Annotated in this window: 18 protein-coding genes and 5 pseudogenes; 14 read left to right on the top strand and 9 right to left on the bottom strand. The window is 68.4% G+C overall.

All coding sequences use genetic code 11. The features are described 5' to 3' along the window. Positions 1-53: 53 nt before the first annotated feature. From GR130_RS29410 to GR130_RS29425, 5 genes and pseudogenes are all read right to left on the bottom strand, one after another. Positions 54-296, bottom strand: a complete 243-nt coding sequence (locus GR130_RS29410) for a hypothetical protein (protein WP_159507515.1) — start codon at positions 294-296, stop codon at positions 54-56. Positions 297-1,100: 804 nt separating this feature from the next. Next, positions 1,101-1,253, bottom strand: a complete 153-nt coding sequence (locus GR130_RS40025; RefSeq protein ID WP_201305036.1) for a hypothetical protein — start codon at positions 1,251-1,253, stop codon at positions 1,101-1,103. A gap of 9 nt (positions 1,254-1,262) precedes the next feature. Next, positions 1,263-1,421 (bottom strand): annotated as a pseudogene (locus GR130_RS42085) (Chromate resistance protein ChrB); the annotation flags it as partial. Positions 1,422-1,634: 213 nt separating this feature from the next. After that, entirely contained in the window at positions 1,635-2,762 is a 1,128-nt protein-coding gene (locus tag GR130_RS41680; protein ID WP_159507516.1) for a sensor histidine kinase, read from the bottom strand. Beyond that, positions 2,759-3,460 (bottom strand): response regulator transcription factor, encoded by a 702-nt coding sequence (locus tag GR130_RS29425; protein ID WP_159507517.1) that lies wholly within the window; start codon positions 3,458-3,460, stop codon positions 2,759-2,761. The genes GR130_RS41680 and GR130_RS29425 overlap by 4 nt, the downstream gene beginning before the upstream one ends. A 181-nt stretch (positions 3,461-3,641) precedes the next feature. Between GR130_RS29425 and GR130_RS29430 the strand changes: the two genes are divergently transcribed. The 5 genes from GR130_RS29430 to GR130_RS29450 all read left to right on the top strand — a co-directional run bounded on the left by GR130_RS29430 (position 3,642) and on the right by GR130_RS29450 (position 10,626). After that, complete coding sequence (locus tag GR130_RS29430) at positions 3,642-4,646, top strand: DUF1259 domain-containing protein (protein WP_159507518.1); 1,005 nt, start codon at positions 3,642-3,644, stop codon at positions 4,644-4,646. A gap of 242 nt (positions 4,647-4,888) precedes the next feature. Then, on the top strand, positions 4,889-5,866 hold the full coding sequence (locus tag GR130_RS29435) for a YncE family protein (protein ID WP_201305037.1): 978 nt from the start codon (positions 4,889-4,891) through the stop codon (positions 5,864-5,866). Positions 5,867-6,384: 518 nt separating this feature from the next. Beyond that, on the top strand, positions 6,385-8,094 hold the full coding sequence (locus tag GR130_RS29440) for a sensor histidine kinase (RefSeq protein WP_159510298.1): 1,710 nt from the start codon (positions 6,385-6,387) through the stop codon (positions 8,092-8,094). An 89-nt stretch (positions 8,095-8,183) separates the two neighbouring features. Next, positions 8,184-8,837, top strand: a complete 654-nt coding sequence (locus GR130_RS29445) for a response regulator transcription factor (RefSeq protein WP_159507519.1) — start codon at positions 8,184-8,186, stop codon at positions 8,835-8,837. Between the two features lie 226 nt (positions 8,838-9,063). Continuing rightward, positions 9,064-10,626 (top strand): alpha/beta hydrolase, encoded by a 1,563-nt coding sequence (locus tag GR130_RS29450; RefSeq protein WP_159507520.1) that lies wholly within the window; start codon positions 9,064-9,066, stop codon positions 10,624-10,626. Between the two features lie 44 nt (positions 10,627-10,670). On the opposite strand, the pseudogene GR130_RS40030 reads toward GR130_RS29450, so the two are convergent. Together GR130_RS40030 and GR130_RS29455 are read right to left on the bottom strand one after the other, a co-directional pair. Further along, positions 10,671-10,861, bottom strand: a pseudogene (locus tag GR130_RS40030) (IS5/IS1182 family transposase); the annotation flags it as partial. Positions 10,862-10,917: 56 nt separating this feature from the next. Next, a complete protein-coding gene (locus tag GR130_RS29455; RefSeq protein ID WP_159507521.1) occupies positions 10,918-11,661 on the bottom strand; it encodes a helix-turn-helix domain-containing protein in 744 nt (247 codons plus the stop codon). A 387-nt stretch (positions 11,662-12,048) separates the two neighbouring features. Between GR130_RS29455 and GR130_RS29460 the strand changes: the two genes are divergently transcribed. Further along, complete coding sequence (locus GR130_RS29460) at positions 12,049-13,083, top strand: hypothetical protein (protein ID WP_201305038.1); 1,035 nt, start codon at positions 12,049-12,051, stop codon at positions 13,081-13,083. A gap of 39 nt (positions 13,084-13,122) precedes the next feature. On the opposite strand, the pseudogene GR130_RS29465 reads toward GR130_RS29460, so the two are convergent. Next, positions 13,123-13,392: pseudogene (locus GR130_RS29465) on the bottom strand (transposase); the annotation flags it as partial. A 162-nt stretch (positions 13,393-13,554) separates the two neighbouring features. Here GR130_RS29465 and GR130_RS29470 point away from each other — a divergent pair. The 7 genes and pseudogenes from GR130_RS29470 to GR130_RS29500 all read left to right on the top strand — a co-directional run bounded on the left by GR130_RS29470 (position 13,555) and on the right by GR130_RS29500 (position 19,014). Next, entirely contained in the window at positions 13,555-14,127 is a 573-nt protein-coding gene (locus GR130_RS29470; protein ID WP_159507522.1) for a hypothetical protein, read from the top strand. Between the two features lie 252 nt (positions 14,128-14,379). After that, positions 14,380-14,922: a TetR/AcrR family transcriptional regulator gene (locus tag GR130_RS29475; protein ID WP_159507523.1), complete on the top strand. Its 543-nt coding sequence runs from the start codon at positions 14,380-14,382 to the stop codon at positions 14,920-14,922. Between the two features lie 58 nt (positions 14,923-14,980). Beyond that, positions 14,981-15,478 (top strand): DUF6463 family protein, encoded by a 498-nt coding sequence (locus tag GR130_RS29480; RefSeq protein ID WP_159507524.1) that lies wholly within the window; start codon positions 14,981-14,983, stop codon positions 15,476-15,478. A 93-nt stretch (positions 15,479-15,571) separates the two neighbouring features. Next, complete coding sequence (locus GR130_RS29485; protein WP_159503645.1) at positions 15,572-16,390, top strand: IS5 family transposase; 819 nt, start codon at positions 15,572-15,574, stop codon at positions 16,388-16,390. Positions 16,391-16,561: 171 nt separating this feature from the next. Next, a pseudogene (locus tag GR130_RS29490) lies at positions 16,562-16,965 on the top strand (transposase); the annotation flags it as partial. 612 nt (positions 16,966-17,577) lie between these two features. Next, complete coding sequence (locus GR130_RS29495) at positions 17,578-17,982, top strand: nuclear transport factor 2 family protein (protein WP_159507525.1); 405 nt, start codon at positions 17,578-17,580, stop codon at positions 17,980-17,982. Between the two features lie 165 nt (positions 17,983-18,147). Further along, on the top strand, positions 18,148-19,014 hold the full coding sequence (locus tag GR130_RS29500) for an ABC transporter substrate-binding protein (RefSeq protein ID WP_159507526.1): 867 nt from the start codon (positions 18,148-18,150) through the stop codon (positions 19,012-19,014). Here GR130_RS29500 and GR130_RS42090 read toward each other — a convergent pair. Beyond that, positions 19,011-19,196, bottom strand: a pseudogene (locus GR130_RS42090) (IS982 family transposase); the annotation flags it as partial. The gene GR130_RS29500 and the pseudogene GR130_RS42090 sit on opposite strands and share 4 nt — an antisense overlap. A 260-nt stretch (positions 19,197-19,456) precedes the next feature. Here GR130_RS42090 and GR130_RS29505 point away from each other — a divergent pair. Further along, the gene (locus GR130_RS29505; RefSeq protein WP_159507527.1) at positions 19,457-19,750 is read left to right on the top strand and encodes a muconolactone Delta-isomerase family protein; all 294 of its coding nucleotides are present in this window, start codon (positions 19,457-19,459) and stop codon (positions 19,748-19,750) included. Positions 19,751-19,791 lie beyond the last annotated feature (41 nt).

The following is a 19,791-nucleotide window of genomic DNA, read 5'->3' on the forward strand; positions in this document are numbered from 1 at the left end:
TCCGGGCCGGACCGACCGCCCGGACAGCCAACGCTCAGACCGCCGCACCGCCCCTACGACACCCTCGGCGCCGTCCCCCGCAGCCATGCGGCGGGCGGCGCCGAGGGCGTTCTCCCGCAGCTCGGGGCGCGCACGGCGAGCCGCTCCTCGGTGAGCTTCTTGACGGAGACGGGCGCGGCGACGGTGCCCAGCGCGGCCAGCCGCCCGGCCCAGAAGGGCTGATCGCTGAAGCCAAGGCTGCGTCCGGCTGCGGCTGCGGCTGCGGCTGCGGCTGCGGCTGCGGCTGCCAGAGCCAACCGGGCGGCCCTGATGGGGATCCTTGAAACCAAGAATCCTCATCAACGGTTCGTCGGCTTCGTGAGCCGCGGCGGAACGCGATACCGACCAGCTTCGAGCGCCGGGGTAGTCCGGCGGCTCGATGGCGAAATCGGAGAGCAGATACGTTGAAATGGCGATGGGTGGCACCTACTGCCGCTCGGCGACGAACAACCGATCCTGCTCACGGTCGTACGCCGCGGCCCTCATCACCCACGCGTACTGCCTCGACCAGCGGCCCAGCAGCGTCCGGGATTTATGCAACTCCTGTGCCACCTTCGCAACACTCCGCCCAGGACCAAGATCGCGGTACACAGCGAACGCCTCGAACGCCTGGGAAGACTCACCGTTCTGCCGCTCCCAGGTCTCCGCAGCAGTCCGGTCCCTCACCGGAAACCTTCTCTCTCCCCACGCCGCTATTCATCATGCACGAGCGACAGTCACAGCTGTCCCACGGAGCTGACCGTGCCACGGGGGCGCGGTGAGCCAGGCGCGAGGCGCGGGCTTGTGCGGCGGAGGTGTCATCGGGTACCTCGCGAGCTCTCGTTGGCGGGGGTGCCATTGCGCTCCGCGGCCTCCAGCAGGGCGAAGGTGCGGGCTGACTCTCCCCTGTCTCGCGTCCCAGCAGGAGGCAGACCAGACAGTCTCATTCGCGCGACCTATTCCGGATGCGAGATATGCCGGATTCGGTGGTGTTCTCCGGGTGGCTTGCGCTCTTCGATGCTGCGCTAAGGGACTTGTCGTCCAGTTCGTCGGCGAGGGCGCATACAGCGGCGTGTGCGCGGTCACGTTCGGGGGGGCGGGAAGAAGTCGCGGCGGCCGACGCGTCGCAGTTCGGCGCGCAGTCTGCGTACGACGGATGCGGTGTTGGCGGCGTCGGCGACCTGGGTTGCCTGGTCGATGACGGCTTGGTATTCGGCGGCGCGGGCTGCGGCCATGGTGGTGGCCAGTTCGCGCTCCTGGGCGTGGGTGGCGGGCTGGGCGATCCAGATGGCGGCGGTGCCGCCTGCCTCAATGGCCTCGTCGGCGAGCCACTCCAGCTGTTCGCGGGCGCGGGCGTCGGCGGGCAGTGCGACCAGACCGTCGGAGAGTTGGGCGACTCCCAGGCGCTTGAGCTTGCGTCAGATGGCGATGCGGGGCGAGGAGGGTTCGCGGGGCATCCGGTAGGAGAGCAGGACCCACTCGCCCGGGTCGCGGGTCGGCCGGTCAGCGGCCACAGCGTGCACCGATCCGCGCATCGGACGTTGTCCGGTCCATCGCCGCTCCCCACAGTCAACCCGCACTGGATGCAACCATGGTTTCATGCGGTTTGGGGTGCATCAAGCGGACCTGGGCGGCTGTGGAAGGGTGGGGAGGGTGATCCATGCGACGGCGCCGCCGTCGGGGTGGTTGTAGGCGCCGTACTCGCCGTTGGCGGCGCGGGCGATGGCGGCGGCGATGGCCAGTCCGAGGCCGGTGCCGGTGGTGGCGCGGGAGCGGTCGGCCTGGGTGAAGCGGTCGAAGGCATGCGGGAGGAAGTCGGGCGGGAAGCCGGGGCCGTGGTCCCGGACCTCGATGCGGACCTGCTTCTCATGCGCCGGCATTTCGTGAGCCGGCTTCTCGTAGGGGCGGGCGGTGACTTCCACGGAGCCGCGGCCGTGCTGCTGGGCGTTGTGGATCAGGTTCGTCACCGCTCGTTCCAGGCGGTCGTGCGGGACGGCGGCGGTCAGTCCGTCGGGGCAGCCGACGGTGACGGCCGTGCCGGGGGAGCCGTTCCGCAGGCGGGCGGCCACGCGGTGCAGGAGCCGGGCCAGGTCGGGCACCGCCGACCCGGCGGGGGTGGTGTCGCGGCGGTCGGTGCGGGCGAGGAGCAGCAGGTCCTCGGAGAGCTGGACGAGCCGTTCGGTCTCCTCATGGGCGGAGACGAGGGCGGCGCGCAGCTCGGCGGCTTCGCGGGGGTGGCGCAGGGCGAGTTCGATCTCCGTGCGCAGCAGGCTGAGCGGGGTGCGCAGTTCGTGGCTGGCGTCGGCGACGAAGAGCCGTTCGTGGTTGAGGGCGGTCTGGAGGCGGGTGAGCATGTCGTTGAGGGTGGTGGCGAGGCGGGCGATCTCGTCGCGGCTGGGTGGTACGTCGAGGCGGTAGCCGGGGGTGTCCTCGGTGACGGCGGCGGCCTGGGTGCGCATGCGTTCCACTGGGCGCAGGGCCGCGGCGGCCAGCAGGTAGGCGCCGATGGTGGCGAGGATGAGAACGATGGGCAGGGCGGTGAGCAGTTCGCGTACCAGGTCGTCGAGGGCTTCCTGCTGGGCCTGGTGGGCGATGCCGGTGACGGAGCCGTATTCGCTCTGGGACTCGCGGAATCGGCTGAGGGTGAGGTAGCCGGCGCCGGCCAGGACCAGGGCCATCACGGCGGCGAAGATCGCGGTGAGGCGGATGCGGAGCGGGATGCGGTTCATGACGGGCGGGTTCATGACGGGCGGTGGGTACTGGTGCGTCCGCCGTCGCGGCGGATCCGGTATCCGGCGCCGCGGACGGTCTCGACGGCCCGAGTGCCGTACGGGCGGTCGATCTTGTCGCGCAGGGCTTTGATGTGGGCGTCGACCACGTTGGAGCCGGGGCTGGTGCCCAGGTCCCAGCAGTGCTCGACGAGCACGGCGCGGGTCAGCACTGTGCCGGGACGGTGCATGAGCGCCTCCAGGAGGGCGTACTCCTTGCCGGTCAGGGGGATCTCCTTGTCGCCGCGCCGCACCGTCCGGGTGGCCGGGTCCAGTGACAGGTCGCCGGCGGTCAGCACGGTGGGGCGTTCGACGGGGCCGCGGCGGATCAGGGCCCGCAGCCGGGCCATCAGCTCGTCCAGGCTGAAGGGTTTGGTGAGGTAGTCGTCGGCACCGCCGTCCAGACCGTGCACCCGGTCGGCGACCGCGTCCTTGGCCGTGAGCATCAGCACGGGCAGCCAGATACCGCGGTGCCGGAGGGTCGCGCACACCTCGAAGCCGTCCGGGCCCGGCAGCATGACGTCCAGCACCATCGCGTCGTAGGCGGCCACATCGGTGAGGGCGAGGGCCTGCAGGCCGTCGGCGGCCACATCGACGGCATAGCCCTCCTCAGTCAGGGCCCGGCGCAGCAAGCCCCGCATCTTGGGCTCGTCCTCGACCACCAGGATCCGCATCGCACCGTCCTTCGTCCGCCGCTGCCGCGCACATCGTCGCGCCTTTCACGATCCCCGCCGCTGATGAAGGTGGCATGAAGTCACCCGAGCGGGTCGATCTTCATGTCGACTTCATCCGGGGCGGCTTCTCTGGCCACACAGACACCTTCGACTTCGACAACGATCTCGACGAGGAGTGGTCATGTCACCCCGTTCGCTCACCAAGCCGGCCGCAGGGACCACGGCCGCGCTCCTCCTGGTGACGGGCGCCGGCCTGCTGACAGGCTGCGGCACCCAGACGAGAAGCGGCGCCGCCGGCGGTACGAGTGCGGTCGCGGCGCAGGCCCCTTCCCGGAACCCCCACCTTCAGCAGCCCGTGCAGACCAAGGAGGCGGACTGGAAGCCGGTCGCCGACGCCCTCGGCCGCACCGGAACGCTGATGAAGGGCACCGTCTACCGCGTCCCGCTGCCCCGCCAGGACCTCAAGGTCACCACCGAGGGCGTCACCGTCAAGCCGGGCCTGTCCCTGGGCGGTTATGCGACGTTCGCCAAGTACAAGCACACGACGATGCTCATGGGCGACCTGGTGGTCACCGAGGACGAACTGCCCAAGGTCACCGATGCGTTGCAGGCGGCCGGCATCGAGCAGACCGCCCTGCACAAGCACCTGCTCCAGCAGTCGCCGGCGATCTGGTGGACGCACGTCCACGCCATGGGCGACCCGGTGAAACTCGCCAGGGGCCTCAAGTCCGCCCTCGCCGCGACCTCCCTCCCGCCCGCCTCGCCGCCCCCGTCCACGCAGCCGCCCATTGCCCTGGACACCGCCGGCATCGACAAGGCACTCGGCCGCAAGGGCACTGCCGACGGCGGCATCTACAAGTTCACCGTCGCCCGCAGGAACACCATCGACGACGGGGAGCACGTGCTCCCGCCCGCCCTCGGCCTGACCACCGGCATCAACTTCCAGCCCCTGGGCGGCGACAAGGCCGCCATCAACGGCGACTTCGTCATGACCGCCCCCGAGGTGCAGAAGGTCATCCAGGCGCTCCGCAAGGGCAACATCGACATCGTCGAGCTCCACAACCACTCCCTGGACGAGCACCCGCGCCTGTTCTACCTGCACTTCTGGGCCACCGCCGACGGAGTCACCCTGGCCAAGGCACTGCGCCCGGCCCTGGACACGACCGCGCCGGCGCCCGCGTCGTGATCGGCTGAGGTCGGATCGGATGCGGTGCGACGCTGTCGGCGTTGCCATCCGCGTATCCCTCGCCGTATGCCTCGTCGTCGCTGTACTGGACGACCCGGCCGTCCCGCCGCCGCTCGCCCCCCGTGGGCAGTGGCGGGCCGCCCTCACCGCTTCACCGCCGACCCCGGAAAGCCCGCACATGATCCGTCGTCTCAGCCCCCGCGCTCTACTGGCCCTGATCGTGGGCCTGGTCCTCGCTGGCGTTGCCGTCGTGGCCGTCGTACTGCTCACCCGCGGCGGCGGCCAGCCGCCCAGGGTGGCACTGCCACTCCGCGGCGAAGGAGATCGCCCTGCCGGGGGACAGCTCCCGCTTCGACTACGCGAGCCTCGATCCCGACCGCGGGCTGCTGTTCATCGCCCACCTCGGCGCGAGCCAGGTCATCGAGGTGGACGTTCACAAGGGCCGCGTCGTACGGATCATCGACGGCCTGTCCGGCGTCCACGGCGTGCTGGTCGTCCCCGCCCTGCATCGGGTGTACGCCACCGCCACCGACGCCAACCAGGTGGTCGCCATCGACGAGGCCACGGGCACCGTCCTGCACCGCAGCCCCACCGGCGACTACCCCGACGGGCTGGCCTACGACCCGGTACACGGCACGGTGTGGACCACCAACGAATCCGGTGGCTCGGAGACCGTCGTCGACGCCGCCACCGGAGCGACCCGCGGCAACGTCCCCCTTGGCGGAGAGGCCGGCAACGTCGCCTACGACCCCACCACCCGGCAGATGCTGGTCGACGTCCAGACCGGCAACGAACTTGCCGTCATCGACCCGACCACCCTCCACATCACCCGCCGCGTCCCCCTGCCCGGCTGCGACCACGACCACGGACTGATCCTCGCCCCCACCAACCGGCTGGCCTTTATCGCCTGCGACGGCAACGCCCGCCTGCTCACCGTCGACCTGACCACCTGGCACATCACCGGAACCGACCAGGTCGGCGACGATCCCGACGTACTCGCCTACGACCCCGCCGCCCGCCACCTCTTCGTGGCCGCCGAGTCCGGGTGGGTCACCACCGCCGACAACCACGACCGGCACCTCACCATCACCGGCCGCGCCCACCTCGCCGACGGCGCCCACGTGGTCGCCGTCGACCCCACCACCCACCTCAGCTACTACCCCATCCCGCACGGCCCCGGCGGACACCCCGCACTCCTCGTATACCGACCCGGACCGTGACCCCCGGACACCACTCATCACAGTGGCGCGGGATCGAATTCCTGAACGAGGGACTTCGGGCGTGCCGGGTGGTGTCGCCCTCGCAGGTCAGCACCACCCGGCCTCTCGACGTCCCGCATGGCAACCCCTGGTGCATGATCCCTTCCCAGGCCGCTGGCAGCCGCCGAAAACGCCGGGGTGCTCATGATGTGCCAGCCAAGTGGAGGCGGTGAAGCGCGCTGCCGAACCCTCGCTGTTCGGCGGATGCTGAGAAGGATAAGCACTTGACTTCATCGAGACCGCTTAGCTGTCCGTGTCCGACGGATTGTGTGCCGGGTCGCTGTGCCGGGTGCGACTTTCGTCGTCGGCCGTCGCGACCAATGGCCGGTGCCGTGTCCGGCTGAGGGGCCTAACGTGGCGGCGTGAATCGTGTGGAATCTACGGCCCCTGCTGCATCGGCTCGCCAGGCACTGGCGGCGAGGCTGCGTTCGGCGCCCCGCCGGCTGGCCGCCCCGGGCAGGGCTCTCTTCGCCCCCGGGATGTGGCCTCCCCGGCGCATCGTGGGCGAATCGCTGCTGAGCGTGGTGTTCGGGCTGCTGGGAGCAGGTGTCGAGGCCCTGGGCCACGGCGGCATGGTCCAGATCGTCGCCGTCGGGCTGGCGGCCGGACTGCTGTCCCCTTGGCGCCGGGTGTTGCCTGCGACGGTGCTGCTGGTGACCGCCGCCGGTTCCGTCCCGTTCGACGGTTTCACCCTGCTGGTCCTCGTCACCGCCTGGTCAGCGGGGCGGCGGATCGACGGGGTCGGCAAAGCGGTCGGCACCTTCGGCCTCGTCTACGTCCTCACCCTCGGCCTGGCGGTCGTGCAGGAGCTGCCTCGCTTTTCACTGTCGCACTTGCTCGTCGGCGCCCTCTGGCTGCTGGTCGCGATCATCGTGCCCGGCCTCGCCGGCCGCTACTGGTCGCAGCGCCGTACGCTGACCGACACGCTCCGGGAGTACAGCGCCCAGTTGCTGCGCGAGCGCGCGATGATCGCCGGACAGGCCCGGATGCGGGAGCGTCAGCGCATCGCGCAGGACATGCACGACAGCCTCGGGCATCAGCTGGCGCTGATCGCGGTGCACACGGGTGCGCTGGAGGTGGACCGTGAGCTGACCGGGCGGCAGCGGGAGGCGGTGGGGGTGCTGCGCGAGGCGTCGGTGGCCGCGATGCACGAGCTGCGCGAAGTGGTGGGGGTGCTGCGGGACGGCACGCCGGCTCCCGGCCAGGGGGACACCGCCCCGGGCCTCGGGGCCGCGGGAGCGGAAGACGTCACGGCGCCGTCGCGCGGGGTGGCCGGCATCGAGGGCCTGATGGAAGCGTCCCGGAGCGCGGGTACGGACGTGGAGCTGCGGTGCTTCGGCGAGCCGCGCCCGCTCCCTGCGACCGCCGATCACGCGGCGTACCGCATCGCGCAGGAGGGTCTGACCAACGCCCACAAGCACGCCCCGGGCGCCGCAATCACCATCGAGTTGCGGTATGAGCCGGACTCGCTGGTGGTGGAGGTCGCGAACGGCCCCGCACCGGAGACCGCGGGCACCGGCCGGAGCGTGGTGAGCGGCGGTCAGGGGCTGACCGGGCTCGGTGAGCGGGCCCGGCTCGTCGGGGGCATGGTGCACGCGGGCCCGACGGCGGACGGCGGTTTCCGGCTGGCGGGCGTGCTGCCGTACACCTCCCCGGAGGGCGGTATCCCGAGCCCGGTGCTGGGCGATGCGGCGACGACGTTCGTTGATCCCACAGGCGACTTTCGGCAGCAGATTCCGGCGGGCCCCCTGGGCGAGGGTGATCCCGTCATGGACGGGATCGGTCTGCCGAAGGAGCTGGCCAAGGCGATGAGCAGGAACAAGACAAGCAGCGGCATAGCCATCGGCTGCGGGGTGGCGGCACTGATCGCCCTGCTGCTGGTGATCGCCGCGGTCGTCGGGGGAATCTTCCTGATGGGCGAGACGGACAAGGCCATGATCGAGCCGAAGCAGTACAAGGCGGTGAAGGTGGGCCAGTCCGAGGCGGAGGTCCGCAAGCAGTTGCCCCAGGGGGACTCCTTCCTGACCGACGACCTGGACAAGGGTGCGCCGCCCGTGCCCGAGGGGGCGAAGTGCCTCAGCCTGAATTCCACGGAGTCCGGCAGCAGTTGGCGCAAGGAGCCGGTCTTCCGGTTCTGCTTCAAGGACGGCACCTTGATCGAGAAGAAGTCCTTCGAGGTCAGGAACTGAGGAGGACCGGCGCCGTGCAGTCCCGGGCGCTCGGTCGGGGATGATCCAGTGGCCGCAGATATGACCGCTCAAGACCGCGCAGGAGAGTCGTGATCAGGGTTCTCGTCACGGATGACGAGCCGCTCATCCGGGCGGGCATCAGGATGATTCTCTCCTCCGCCGACGACATCGACGTCGTCGCGGAGGCGGCCAACGGCCGTGAGGCGGTCGAACTGGCCCGGACCCGGCGCGTGGATGTCGTGCTGCTCGACATCCAGATGCCGGTCATGGACGGGCTGACGGCCCTGGCCGAGCTGCATCGGACCCTCCCCGATACGCGGGTGCTGATCCTGACGACGTTCGGGGAGCAGCAGAACGTGCTGCGCGCCCTGACCGGGGGCAGTGCGGGCTTTCTGCTCAAGGACTCGGCGCCCGCGGAACTCATGCGTGCGGTACGGGCTGCCGCGGCCGGAGACGCGTACTTGTCGCCGGGCGCCACCCGCCATGTCGTGGACTCGTTGGCGTCCGGCCAGAGCGCGCACCGAGCCGAGCAGGCCCGCCGCCGGCTGGATACGCTGACGGACCGCGAGCTGGAAGTCCTGGCGCTGCTGGGTGAGGGCCTGTCCAACGCGGACGCCGGCCAGCGGATCCATATGAGCGAGGCCACGGTCAAGACGTATGTGAGCCGGATCCTGGCCAAGCTGGACTGCGAGAACCGGGTGCAGGCCGCACTTCTGGCACGAGACGCCGGTCTGGGGACCTGACCGCACCACTCGATGACGTCGACACAGAACCCGCCGCGGGCGGCTCCCGGCCTGTGACCTTCATGCCGGCTGCGTTCGCCTACGGCTCCGACCCGGGGTGACGGCCATTCAGCCGGCGGGCAGAGCCGGTACTGCCCGACGACTCCGGGCGTCCACCTTGCCGTGCGTCCACCGTGCCTTGGCCGTCGAAGGTTCACGTGAACACCACACAACACTAGGGACAGTTATGTCTAGATTCCTCACTATCCGCGCCACCTCGCTGCTCTCCGCCTCCCTGCTGCTCGCCGTCGGCGCCACCGCCTGCAGCGGCGACAAGGACGGCACCGGCCTCCAAACGTCCTCTGCGTTGGCGGCCACCGTGCTGCCCACCTCGCTCACCTCCCAGAAGCTCAACTGGCAGCCCTGCCCCGCGCCGTCCACCGCCCAGGGCGGCGACGGCAAGGCACCCGGCAAACTGCCGGACGGCACGGCATGGGAGTGCACGTCCCTGAAGGCGCCCCTGGATTACGCCAAGCCCGACGGCGACACCATCGACCTCGCGATGGTCCGCGCCAAGGCCAAGGGCGGCGGCAAGCGGATCGGCTCGCTGGTCTTCAACTTCGGCGGCCCGGGCGGATCGGGCGTGGCCACTCTGCCGGGCTACGACGCTGCCCGGTCCCTGCGCTCGCGTTACGACCTGGTCAGCTTCGACCCGCGCGGTGTCGGAAACAGCGCGGGCGTGACGTGCCTGAGCGACAAGGAGACCGACGAGCAGCGCGCCAGGAACCACAACCTGGCCGAGACAGCCGAGGAGAACAAGAAGACCGCGGCGGCCTGCGCGAAGAACTCCGGGAAGGTGCTACCGCACGTCGATACCGAGAGCGCCGCCCGCGACATGGACCTGATACGCCAAGTCCTGGGCGACGCCAAGCTCAACTACTTCGGGATCTCCTACGGAACCGAACTGGGCGGCGTCTACGCCCACTTGTTCCCGAAGAACGTGGGCCGCACCGTCCTGGACGCAGTGGTCGACCCGACCGAGAATTCCACACAACAGGCCCTGAGCCAGGCAAAGGGCTTCCAACTGGCACTGGACAACTACCTGGCGGACTGCGCGAAGACGCCCGGCACCTGCCCGTTCCAGAGCCCCGAGGACGGGCGCCGGCGAATCGCCGACCTGCTGACGAAGACCGGCAAGCAGCCGATGCCGACCAAGAGCGGACGCAAGCTCACCCAGGAAGAGGCCGTCAACGGCATCGTCCAGCCGCTGTACTCCAAGGAGATGTGGCCGATCCTCTCGGTCTCGCTTTCCGAGGCGGAGCAGGGCCACGGCGACACCCTCCTGGCGATGGCCGATTCCCTCAACGGCCGTGATGACAACGGGCACTACAGCAACATGCAGGCCGCCAACACCGCGATCAGCTGCGCCGACACCAAGCGGCGCCTCACTCCCCAGGACGTGGGAGCCAGACTGCCGGAGTTCCGCAAGGCGTCGCCGGTCTTCGGTGAGCTGACCGCAAAGGGCCTGCTGAGCTGCACCGGCTGGCCGGTGACCGGCAAGAGCGACACCCCGCAGGTCTCGGCACCGGGCGCCGCCCCCATCGTCGTCATAGGGAACACAGGCGACCCGGCCACTCCCGTCGCGGGCGCCCGGAAGATGGCCGACAAGCTCGGGAAAGACGTGGGCGTGCTGCTCACCGTCAAGGGCGAGGGCCACGGCACGTACGGCGTCAACCAGTGCGCCACCAAGGCTGTGAACGAGCACCTGCTGAACGGCAAGGTCCCATCGAACGGCACTGTCTGCTCATGACCACGGCGTAGCGCAAAGGGCCTGCGAACGATTAACTGATCGTTTCAGAATGCGATGCGTAGTCGTCTCAAGCAGTCGATGGAGCAGGCGAGTTCGAGGAGTCCTTGGTGGAAGTCGGCGCGTATCTCGTAGCGGATGCGGAGGCGTATGAACTGGTGGAGGCGAAGGTGCGCTCCACCACCCACCGCGTCTTGCCGAGTCTGGAGCAGTGCGGGGTGCCGCGGCGGGCGATCTTCAGGCTCCGGGCCTCTCGAATGCCTGGTCGATCGTCAGGGCGAGCGAGGCCGCGTACTACTCCGCGTGGCTCGTCAGTGTGTATTCGTCGCTCCTGTCACCAACCATGTCACGCCAGTGCTTTTCAGCGGAGCGGATGAGGTCGTCGCCGAGGCGTTCGAGGAAACGGCCTGCCAGGGTGAGCCGGGATCCGGCAGCGGTCCCGGCTCCGAAGAGCTCGGCGCCGCGCAGCGCGGTGGCGGCGAGCCGCTGGTTGGCGGCGACGCTGGCCGCGACGGTCCGTAGGCCCGCCTTGTCGTCGAGGAAATACCGGTGGCGGCGGCCACCGTCATCGCGGCCGCGGCGGATCAGATCCTGCCGTTCCAGCAGGCGGACCGCGTGCGAGATGGTCGCTGCGCTGACTTGCAGGTGCTGTGCCATCTCGATGGCGGTGCGACTGCCGGTCTCGGAGGCGAACAGGCAGGCCATCACGCGGGCGGCGGTGCGCGGGAGGCCGGTTTCGACAAGTGCTGTGGTGAGGTCGGTGACGAACGCGGCCGTTGCGTCGGGGTCGGGGCCGAGATGCTCGATGGTCCGCTGCACCGGGGCGGGGGGCTGCGGCCGGCGCTGGGCTCGGTGGGTGGTCGCGAGCTGTGCCAGTTCCGCGCGGTACCGGGCAGGTCCGCCGTTGCGCGCGACCTCGCGACTCACCGTCGAGGCGGGACGGTTCAGGCGTCTGGCGATGTCGGCGTAACTCAGGCGCTGCGCCAACCCCGCGGCGATCTGTTGCCGGTCGGCTCTGGTCAGCCTGCGTCCTGGCATCGGGTCGGTTCCTCTGATTCGGTCGTCTCGGCACACAGTGTGTGCACTGGTCGCCGATCGTTGCAACACCCTCTCCTTCGCCGTGCATTGACCATCACTGTCATTGCAACCGCCAGTTGCGTAGCTGACCAGCGCAAATAGCAGGGTCCGGAGGAGATAGCCGTTGACTGGCATTTCGACTCGTGCCTAACGTTCGGCTCCGATCGCCGAACACGGGTGTCAGGTGGTCTCCCGGGGAGAAGCGGGGTGGCAGCGCGGCCAAGGCCGCCGTCGAGCTGATCTCCAGACGCACCCCGAGTCGTCCATGCGATCCGTCCGCCGAACCGATTCCCATCGACGCCCGGTGAGACGCAGCAACAGATGTCGATTGATTGTCAGGAGCATCCCATGCGAGCCAAAGGCATCACCTACGACACCGGCTTCACTCCGGGCGGAAAGAGTTCGCGGCCCGTCTTCGACCCCGATGCGGTGCGACGCGAGATCCGCGTCATCGCAGACGACCTGCACTGCGATGCCGTGCGGATCACCGGCGGCGACCCCGGACGACTGGCCCTTGCGGCCCGGCACGCCGCCGATGCCGGGCTTGAGGTCTGGTTCTCCCCCTTCCCTTGCGAACTGTCCGCCGAAGAGCTGCTGCCCTACTTCGCCACCTGTGCCGACCGCGCCAAGGAGGTGGGAGCGGACGTCTTCGTCACCGGCTGCGAACTGAGCCTGTTTGCCGCCGACATTCTCCCCGGAGACGACAGCCTCGCCAGAATCGAAGCCCTGACCAGCGGCGCCCCCGAGGCATTGGCCGGGCTCGCCGAGGTTCCTGCCCGGCTGAACTCCTTGCTGGCCAACATCGCAGAGACGGTGCGTTCACGGTTCCGCGGAAAGATCACCTACGCCTCCGGAACGTGGGAACAGGTCGATTGGGCGCCCTTCGACATCGTCAGTGCGGACGCCTACGGCGATTCCAGTGACGCCTTCCGTCAGGGCCTGCGCGAGTATTTCCGGCACGGCAAGCCGCTCGCGGCGACCGAATTCGGCTGCTGCACCTACCGGGGCGCAGCCGAGCGCGGCGGCATGGGCTGGGTGGATGTCGTCGATCACGACGCCGATCCGCCGCGCATCAATGGCGATTACGTCCGCGACGAGGAAGAACAGGCCCACTACCTGCGCGAGATGCTCGCCGTCTTCGACGAGGAAGGCGTGGACACCGCCTTCTGGTTCACCTTCGCCGGCTACGAGTACCCGCACCACGCCGACCCGCGCTTCGACCTCGACATGGCCTCCTACGGAGTGTGCAAGGTTATGTCCGACGGCAGCCTCACACCGAAACGCTCATTCCACGCCATGGCTGAGGCATACCAATCAGCAACGTCAGCGTTGCCTGTCCAGGGTGAGGACGGCCCTACTGATGTTTCAGAATGCCGTGCGTAGTCGTCTCAAGCAGATGATGCTGCAGGCGAGTTCGAGGAGTCATTGGTGGAGGTCGGCGCGTATCTCGTAGCGGATCCGCAGGCGTTTGAATCGGTGAAGCCAGGCGAAGGTGCGCTCTACCACCCAACGGGTCTTACCCAGGCCGGAGCCGTGCGGAGTGCCGCGGCGGGCGATCTTCGGTGTGATGCCCCGCTTGCGGATAAGGTGGCTGTACTTGTCGAAATCGCAGCCGCGATCGGCGAACAGCCTCCGTGGCCGGTGCCGTGGCCGGCCTCGCAGTCCCCGAATACGGGGGATGGCATCCAGCACCCCGCAGACCCTGCCCGATGCCGCTCTCAACTACCAACCACCACACCGAACTCATTCTGAAACGATCAGTAACTCGGGAATATCGGCAGGCTTACGGCCATCGCCGTCGACCTTGCATGGAGACGCAACGGGCTGCGTGTCGAGGTGAGTTGAGGCTCGGTCGTGGTCGCCGTCGCTGGCGTACTCGCGGGCGTTCTCGGCTGCGTCGCTGCCGCCGTCTACACCGCGGCGAGGTGGGTACGGTGGGCCTGGATATGTGGCACCGGGGCCGCCGGTGCTGAGACAGAAGGGTTCGACGTCGCTATGGGCAAGTTCGACATCGCTAGGGGCAGGAACAAGACGAAGGGCTTAGCGATCTGGTGCGGCCTCGCACTCTTAATCATCGGTGGGTTGGGTTTTGCGGGGTGGGCCCTGCTGGACAACCCGGCCAGAAAGGATGTAATCGATCCGTCCGTCTACGACTCGGTGAAGGTCGGCGAGGCCGAGACAGATGTGCGGGACAAACTGCCGGATAGGGGCTCGATGGCTGAGGGTCTGGACGACGAGTGGCCCGCGAAGCCAAAGGACGCGAAGTGCCTCACGCTCTTCTCGGCAGAACGTGCTGAACACCAGGGCAGGAATCGCGTCTTCCGCTTCTGCTTCAAGGACAAAAAGCTGATCGAGAAGGCACAGGGGCATGCCAGGTTCACGATAGATCCGCAGGCACCCACATCCACCATCACACCGCAGGGATGACGGATCGCAGGCACCGGAACCGGACAACCTGCCTTCAAGCACTACTCTCGCCGGCCTCGCCACGAACTTCAGTCCGTCGGATGGCACCGCCCTGGACGCCGGCGTCGGTACCGGCTACTACCTCGCCGGAGTTCTGGATACTCTGCCCACCGCGAGGGGACTGGGGGCTTGCCCCTCCCCACCCATCCCCTTCCCTCGGACGCCTGTTAGCCTCTTCCATACCAAACCTTTTGGTATGGAAGAGAGGTCAAGGTGGGTGCGGAGAGGTCGGAGTGGCTGGATCAGGGCTTGACGCTACTGGCAGAGCAAGGTGCGCCAGCGGTGACACTGGATCGGCTGTGTGAGCGCATGGGCATGTCGAAGGGCGCCTTTTACCACCACTTCGGCTCAATGCCGAAGTATCGGACCCGATTGCTCGACCACTTCGAGGCCAAGTGCACCACGGCGATCATCAATGGAGTTGAAGCGTCCGACACGCTTCCAGCGCGGGAGCGGCTGGCCAGGCTTCTGACGGAGGTGACCAAGGACGCCGGCCCGCCGCTGGAGATCGCGATGCGGGCCTGGGCGAAGCAGGATCCCGAGGCGGCGCGGGTGCAGGAGCGTGTCGACGCAACCCGCATCGGATATCTGCGGGATCTGTGCGAACAGGCCGGCCATGGCAGACCGGATCAAGTGGCCAAGATGCTCTATCTGATGTTGGTCGGGGCGGAGCACCTCACGCCCCCGCTCCCGAAGTCAGAGCTGCGCGGCATGTACGAGCTGCTGATGCCGCTCCTGGACCGGTCGGCCTCCTGACTTCGTCGGCGACCGAGATGGACCCCTCACCCGGCGCTCCCGGAAGGAACACAGCGTCATGAACGCCTCCGCACGCCCCGAATCCCGCACATCCAACGCCAGAGGTCTCCGCCTCTGGGTTCCCCGCCTGATGCTCACTGCCGCAGCAGTGCACATGATGGTGGGCGTCATCGCCTCGTACTCGCACTGGAGCGGCATCGTCTCCGACGGACTGTGGAATACCGTCCGCAACGACAACTACACCCGCATGACGGCCCTTTGGTTCATGATCAGCGGAGTTGCCTTCTTCGGCCTTGGCCTCCTTTCCAGGAGGGTCGTGATCGCCATAGGCGCGATGCCCGTGGAGACCGGATGGATCCTGCTAGCACTCGGAATCCCGGTGGCAGTGCTGGAACCGGTCTCAGGCGGCTGGTCACTGATTGCCATCGGCGTGCTGGCGGTGGTGGCGTCGCGGCGCGACAGTGGCGTGACGGACTTCGAACGATCGGGCGGTCGACGAGCGGGAGGGACGGTCGCTCCAGGCACGGCCCCACTGAACACCTCACCCTCTGAATAAGGACTCCTAGCAAAATGAGCTGTACTGCCTTGGAATGACAGGCCGTCAGCCGGTGTTGTGCCTCTGTCTGGTGTTGTGGTGGGGGCGTTGGGCATGGTGCAGCGGAGGCCGTGGGAAGTCGAGGACGGGTTGTGGGAGCGGATTGCCGGGCTGCTGCCGGTGATTGAGCGCCGCGTGAGGTATCCGGGTCGCAAACGGCTCGATGACCGGCGGGTGCTGAGCGGGATCCTGTTCGTGCTGTACACCGGCATCCCTTGGGAGTTCCTGCCCCAGGAGCTGGGATACGGCTCGGGCAGCACGTGCTGGCGCAGGCTGCGCGACTGGCATCAGGCCGGGGTGTGGCAGGCTCTTCACGAACTGCTGCTGGCCGAGCTACGTGCGGCCGGGCTGCTGGACTTCTCCCGGGCCGCGGTCGACGGCTCCCATCTGCGGGCGATGAAGGGCGGCGCGAAGACCGGGCCCTCACCGGTGGATCGGGGAAAGACAGGCAGCAAGCACCACGTGATCACCGAAGCGCACGGCATCCCGCTGGCGGCCACGCTCACAGGCGGAAACCGCCACGACGTCACCCAGCTCATGCCGCTGGTCCACGCCATACCGGCCGTCAAAGGCAAGCGGGGGCGCCCCCGAAAGCGCCCCGACGCTCTGTTCGCCGACCGCGCCTACGACTCCGACACCTACCGCCGCGAACTGCGCGAGGTGGGCATCCGCCCCCTCATCGCCCGCCGCGGCACCCAGCACGGCTCCGGTCTGGGCATTCACCGATGGGTCGCCGAAGCAGCCTTCGCCCTCCTGCACTGGTTCCGGCGCCTGCGCATCCGCTGGGAGATCAGAGAAGACCTCCACGAAGCTTTCCTCATCCTCGGCTGCAGCATCATCTGCTGGCGACGCCTGAAAACCTCATTTTGCTAGGAATCCTAAGTGCTCTGCACCAGTGTGCGGTTCATGATCATTCATGCGGGATGATCCCTGTACGAGTGGTGGCGATGGGCTGTTCGAGGTCGAACCCGTCGAGAAGAAGCAGCCGCAGGGCCGTCCGGCGTCCGTGGACAAGACGTTCCGGAACTTCGGCCGCACCAGGTCCTGCCGCTGCCCCCTCGCTGGACGACTGGCTGCCCGAGGATCGTCTCGCCCGGCTCGTTGCCGACCTGGCCGGCGAGGTGCTTGACCTTTCCCTGATCCTGGCGGACTACGCTGAAAAGCGCGGCTATCCGCCCTACGATCCACGGTTGATGGTGCGGCTGCTGATCTACGGCTTCAGCACCGGTATTCGTCCTTCGCGGGCGATCGAACGTCGTCGCGTCGAAGATGCCGCGTTCCGGTTCCTAACCGCTGACCAAGCCCCAGACTTCCGCTCGATCGCCCGGTTCCGCCGCCGTCACCTGAACGCCCTGGCCGACCTGTTCACCCAGTCCCTGCACCTCGCGCAGAAGCTGGGCATGGTCAAGATGGGCCGCGTCGTGCTGGACGGCACGAAGCTAGGAGCGTGGGTCAGTAACGCTCAACCTGGGTGGGTTTCTCGCTGTCCGGTTTCGGTGGGCCTGGCGAACGTCGGGTGGACCTGGCGGCCTGCGCACCGCCCGTCTCGCTGAAGGTGGCGGACGCCAGACGTCTAACCTCGGGCTTTCACGAGGAGTGTTGTCTGGCTCGTGATCGAGAAGGCAGAAAGTGCCTCTGAGGTGCAGCGACAGGACTTGCTGAGGGCCCTGTACGTGGTAGTGGAAGTGGCACTTCCAGAGTGAAGAAGAGCAGAGGGTTCGACCGGCGGGGTTTGTGCCAGGCCGGGGCGGTACTGCTGGTCGAGACAGTCCGCACGTCAGGTCTGAGCGGTGCGATATCGGCGGCGTTGGCGCCGTAGCGCAAGCCCCAGGCGGGGGACGATCCGAGCAAGACCCTGCCGGATGTGGCTCTAGAACTCCCAACAGAATGGCTCGAAGATGAGGTGAGCCGGGTGGCGACCACTCGACGCCGTTGCCACGTTGGCGGCTGCCGCCCTCCGATCCGGCCAAAGGGAGGACCTGGCTACCCAGGCCCGGCTTGCCCCGGGCCGGCTGTGGCCCGGAGTCCCTAGGCTGTCACCGCTACGGAAGGGCGGTGCCATGGATGCTGACTCCCGAACCAGGGCCGCGATCGAGGAGCATTGGCGGGCCTCGGAACGCGGGAGCACCGAAGCCGAGCACGCCATCTACGCCACGGACGCGATCCTGGACTACCCGCAGTCAGGCGAGCGGTTCCGGGGCCGAGCGGCAATCTCGGCGCAGCGCGGCGGGCACCCGGCCGAGCGGCACTTCGCCGTCCAGCGGATCACTGGCCATGCGAATCTGTGGGTGAGTGAATGCGTCATCACCTACGGCGGTGTGCCTTCGTATTCGGTGAGCATCATGGAATTCGCTGACCAGCACGTGGTGCACGAGACGCAGTACTTCGCCGACCCCTTCGGCGTGCCGGCCTGGCGGGCCGCGCTCGCGGAGCCGATGCCGGGCCGGACCATTGCCGGAGCCTGATTCTTGGGCTTGCTCGGGCCGGCCGGGTGACCCGGCACCACGGCCGCGGTCAGCAGCGGCATGTCCATGTTCTCCCCCTGTCCTGCGCGCACGGGGCCGTAGCGTCCCTGTCCGGCCGACGGCCGGACCGCATTCGGCACATCGTCACCCCGAAGGAAGACGTTCATGCACATGATCGATCTCGCCTACGTCGGGCGGGGCCCGCACGAGGAACTGGTCACCTACATCGCTGACCAGCAGGACTTCTACGCCGACGAGGGCGTCCACGTCGCACTGCGCGACGGCTGCACCTGGGACGCGGAGCGGCTGCGCCGCGGCGCAGTCATCGGACTTGGCCGGACATTGCTGTCCCGAATGAACGATGGCATCCCCTGGGTCGCGCTGAATGTCAACACCGCCCGCCCGCTGTTCTGGTTCCTCGCCCGTTCCGGTCTGGCCTCCCTGGCCGACCTGGCCGGCCAACGGCTGGCGGTAACCCCTCCTCACACCGGCCCCGGGGTTTTCACCCGGATCATTCTGCGCCAGGCCGGTCTCGACCCGGACCGCGACGTGCAGAGCATCGTCCGCTGGCCCGGCGACTACAGCATGGACCTGCGCCGGCTGCGCAACGGGAGTATCGACGCCGCCGTGGTCGGTGACACCATGGCACCGGAGGCGATCGCCGCCGAGCTCGGCTGGCAGTTGCTGGCCTTTGTCGGCGACCACTTCCAGATTCCCACCGTAGGCGTGGCTGTCGACCCCACCTACACCGACCCGGAGGACCCCGCGGTCCAGGCGGTCGTACGAGCCCACCGGCGCGCCCTGCAGGCGATCCACAACGACCCCGACACCACGGTGCGGTACTTGCAGACCTTCCTCGGCCGACACACCGCAGACGAAGTCCGAGCGCACTACGAGAAGTTCATCGCACCGCATTTCACCACCGACGGCCAAACCGACCTCGCCGCCGCAGACACCGCGATCACCACGGTCGCCGCTGAACTCGGCGTCCCCGCCACCTTCACCGCAGCCGAGTTCTACCGCATCGTTTAGTCGTCGAAGGCAGTCAGTGAGCGGCTGACCACCTGGCCGGTCTGGAAGATGCACCACACCGCGGCGGCAAGTGCCCCGACACGCTGGGCCACACCTACGACGGCACCCTGCATGGCGCGTGCTCCGTGGTGTTGCAGGTCGAGGGGCACTTTCGCAGTGTCGTCTACCGACGCGATGAGCTCCGGATCGACCGGGACCCACAGGATGGGCATTCCGGCCGGGACGCATACCAGGGACGGCAGGTCTCCGGCATACCGGTCGCCGCGACCCGATCGCCCCCGAACCGGTCGAAGATGCAGTCGCAGACCTCCAGGCGGCAGGCGCACTCCACATAGCGGCCGGTTTGCATGCGGGCAGAACCGACTCTTCCGGCCCCCTCAGGGCCCCTCGCAGACGGTCGCGAAGCCCTGCGTCCCCCGAAGAAACAAGAGAGGAAGAGACCATGAAGGAGTTCCTGGTCGAGCTGACCGCCAGTGTGCCCGAGGGGACCGACCAAGCAGAAGTCGACCGGCGCCGCGCCGCCGAAGCTGTGCGAGCCAAGGAGCTCGCCGCCGAAGGTCACTTGTTCCGGCTGTGGCGCCCGGTCGGGGAGGATCGTGTCATCGGCGTGTGGCGCGCCGACGACGAGGCGGAGTTGCGTGAGAAGGTCCTCGGAAGCCTGCCCTTGTGGCCTTGGGCGACGGCGGTGATCACCGCCCTGCAGCCGCACCCCAACGATCCGGACCTGACCGGATGAGTCTTCCGGTGCGGCACCTCACTGCCACCGCTCGCTGTGCC

The sequence above is a fragment of the Streptomyces sp. GS7 genome (assembly GCF_009834125.1).
Classification (GTDB): Bacteria; Actinomycetota; Actinomycetes; order Streptomycetales; family Streptomycetaceae; genus Streptomyces.

Coding starts and splice junctions, on each gene's coding strand:
- GR130_RS40025 (WP_201305036.1), bottom strand. CDS start 1,253: ATGGCCGCAGCCCGCGCCGCCGAATACCAAGCCGTCATCGACCAGGCA.
- GR130_RS41680 (WP_159507516.1), bottom strand. CDS start 2,762: ATGAACCCGCCCGTCATGAACCGCATCCCGCTCCGCATCCGCCTCACC.
- GR130_RS29425 (WP_159507517.1), bottom strand. CDS start 3,460: ATGCGGATCCTGGTGGTCGAGGACGAGCCCAAGATGCGGGGCTTGCTG.
- GR130_RS29430 (WP_159507518.1), top strand. CDS start 3,642: ATGTCACCCCGTTCGCTCACCAAGCCGGCCGCAGGGACCACGGCCGCG.
- GR130_RS29440 (WP_159510298.1), top strand. CDS start 6,385: ATGTGGCCTCCCCGGCGCATCGTGGGCGAATCGCTGCTGAGCGTGGTG.
- GR130_RS29450 (WP_159507520.1), top strand. CDS start 9,064: ATGTCTAGATTCCTCACTATCCGCGCCACCTCGCTGCTCTCCGCCTCC.
- GR130_RS29455 (WP_159507521.1), bottom strand. CDS start 11,661: ATGCCAGGACGCAGGCTGACCAGAGCCGACCGGCAACAGATCGCCGCG.
- GR130_RS29460 (WP_201305038.1), top strand. CDS start 12,049: ATGCGAGCCAAAGGCATCACCTACGACACCGGCTTCACTCCGGGCGGA.
- GR130_RS29480 (WP_159507524.1), top strand. CDS start 14,981: ATGAACGCCTCCGCACGCCCCGAATCCCGCACATCCAACGCCAGAGGT.
- GR130_RS29485 (WP_159503645.1), top strand. CDS start 15,572: ATGGTGCAGCGGAGGCCGTGGGAAGTCGAGGACGGGTTGTGGGAGCGG.
- GR130_RS29495 (WP_159507525.1), top strand. CDS start 17,578: ATGGATGCTGACTCCCGAACCAGGGCCGCGATCGAGGAGCATTGGCGG.
- GR130_RS29500 (WP_159507526.1), top strand. CDS start 18,148: ATGCACATGATCGATCTCGCCTACGTCGGGCGGGGCCCGCACGAGGAA.
- GR130_RS29505 (WP_159507527.1), top strand. CDS start 19,457: ATGAAGGAGTTCCTGGTCGAGCTGACCGCCAGTGTGCCCGAGGGGACC.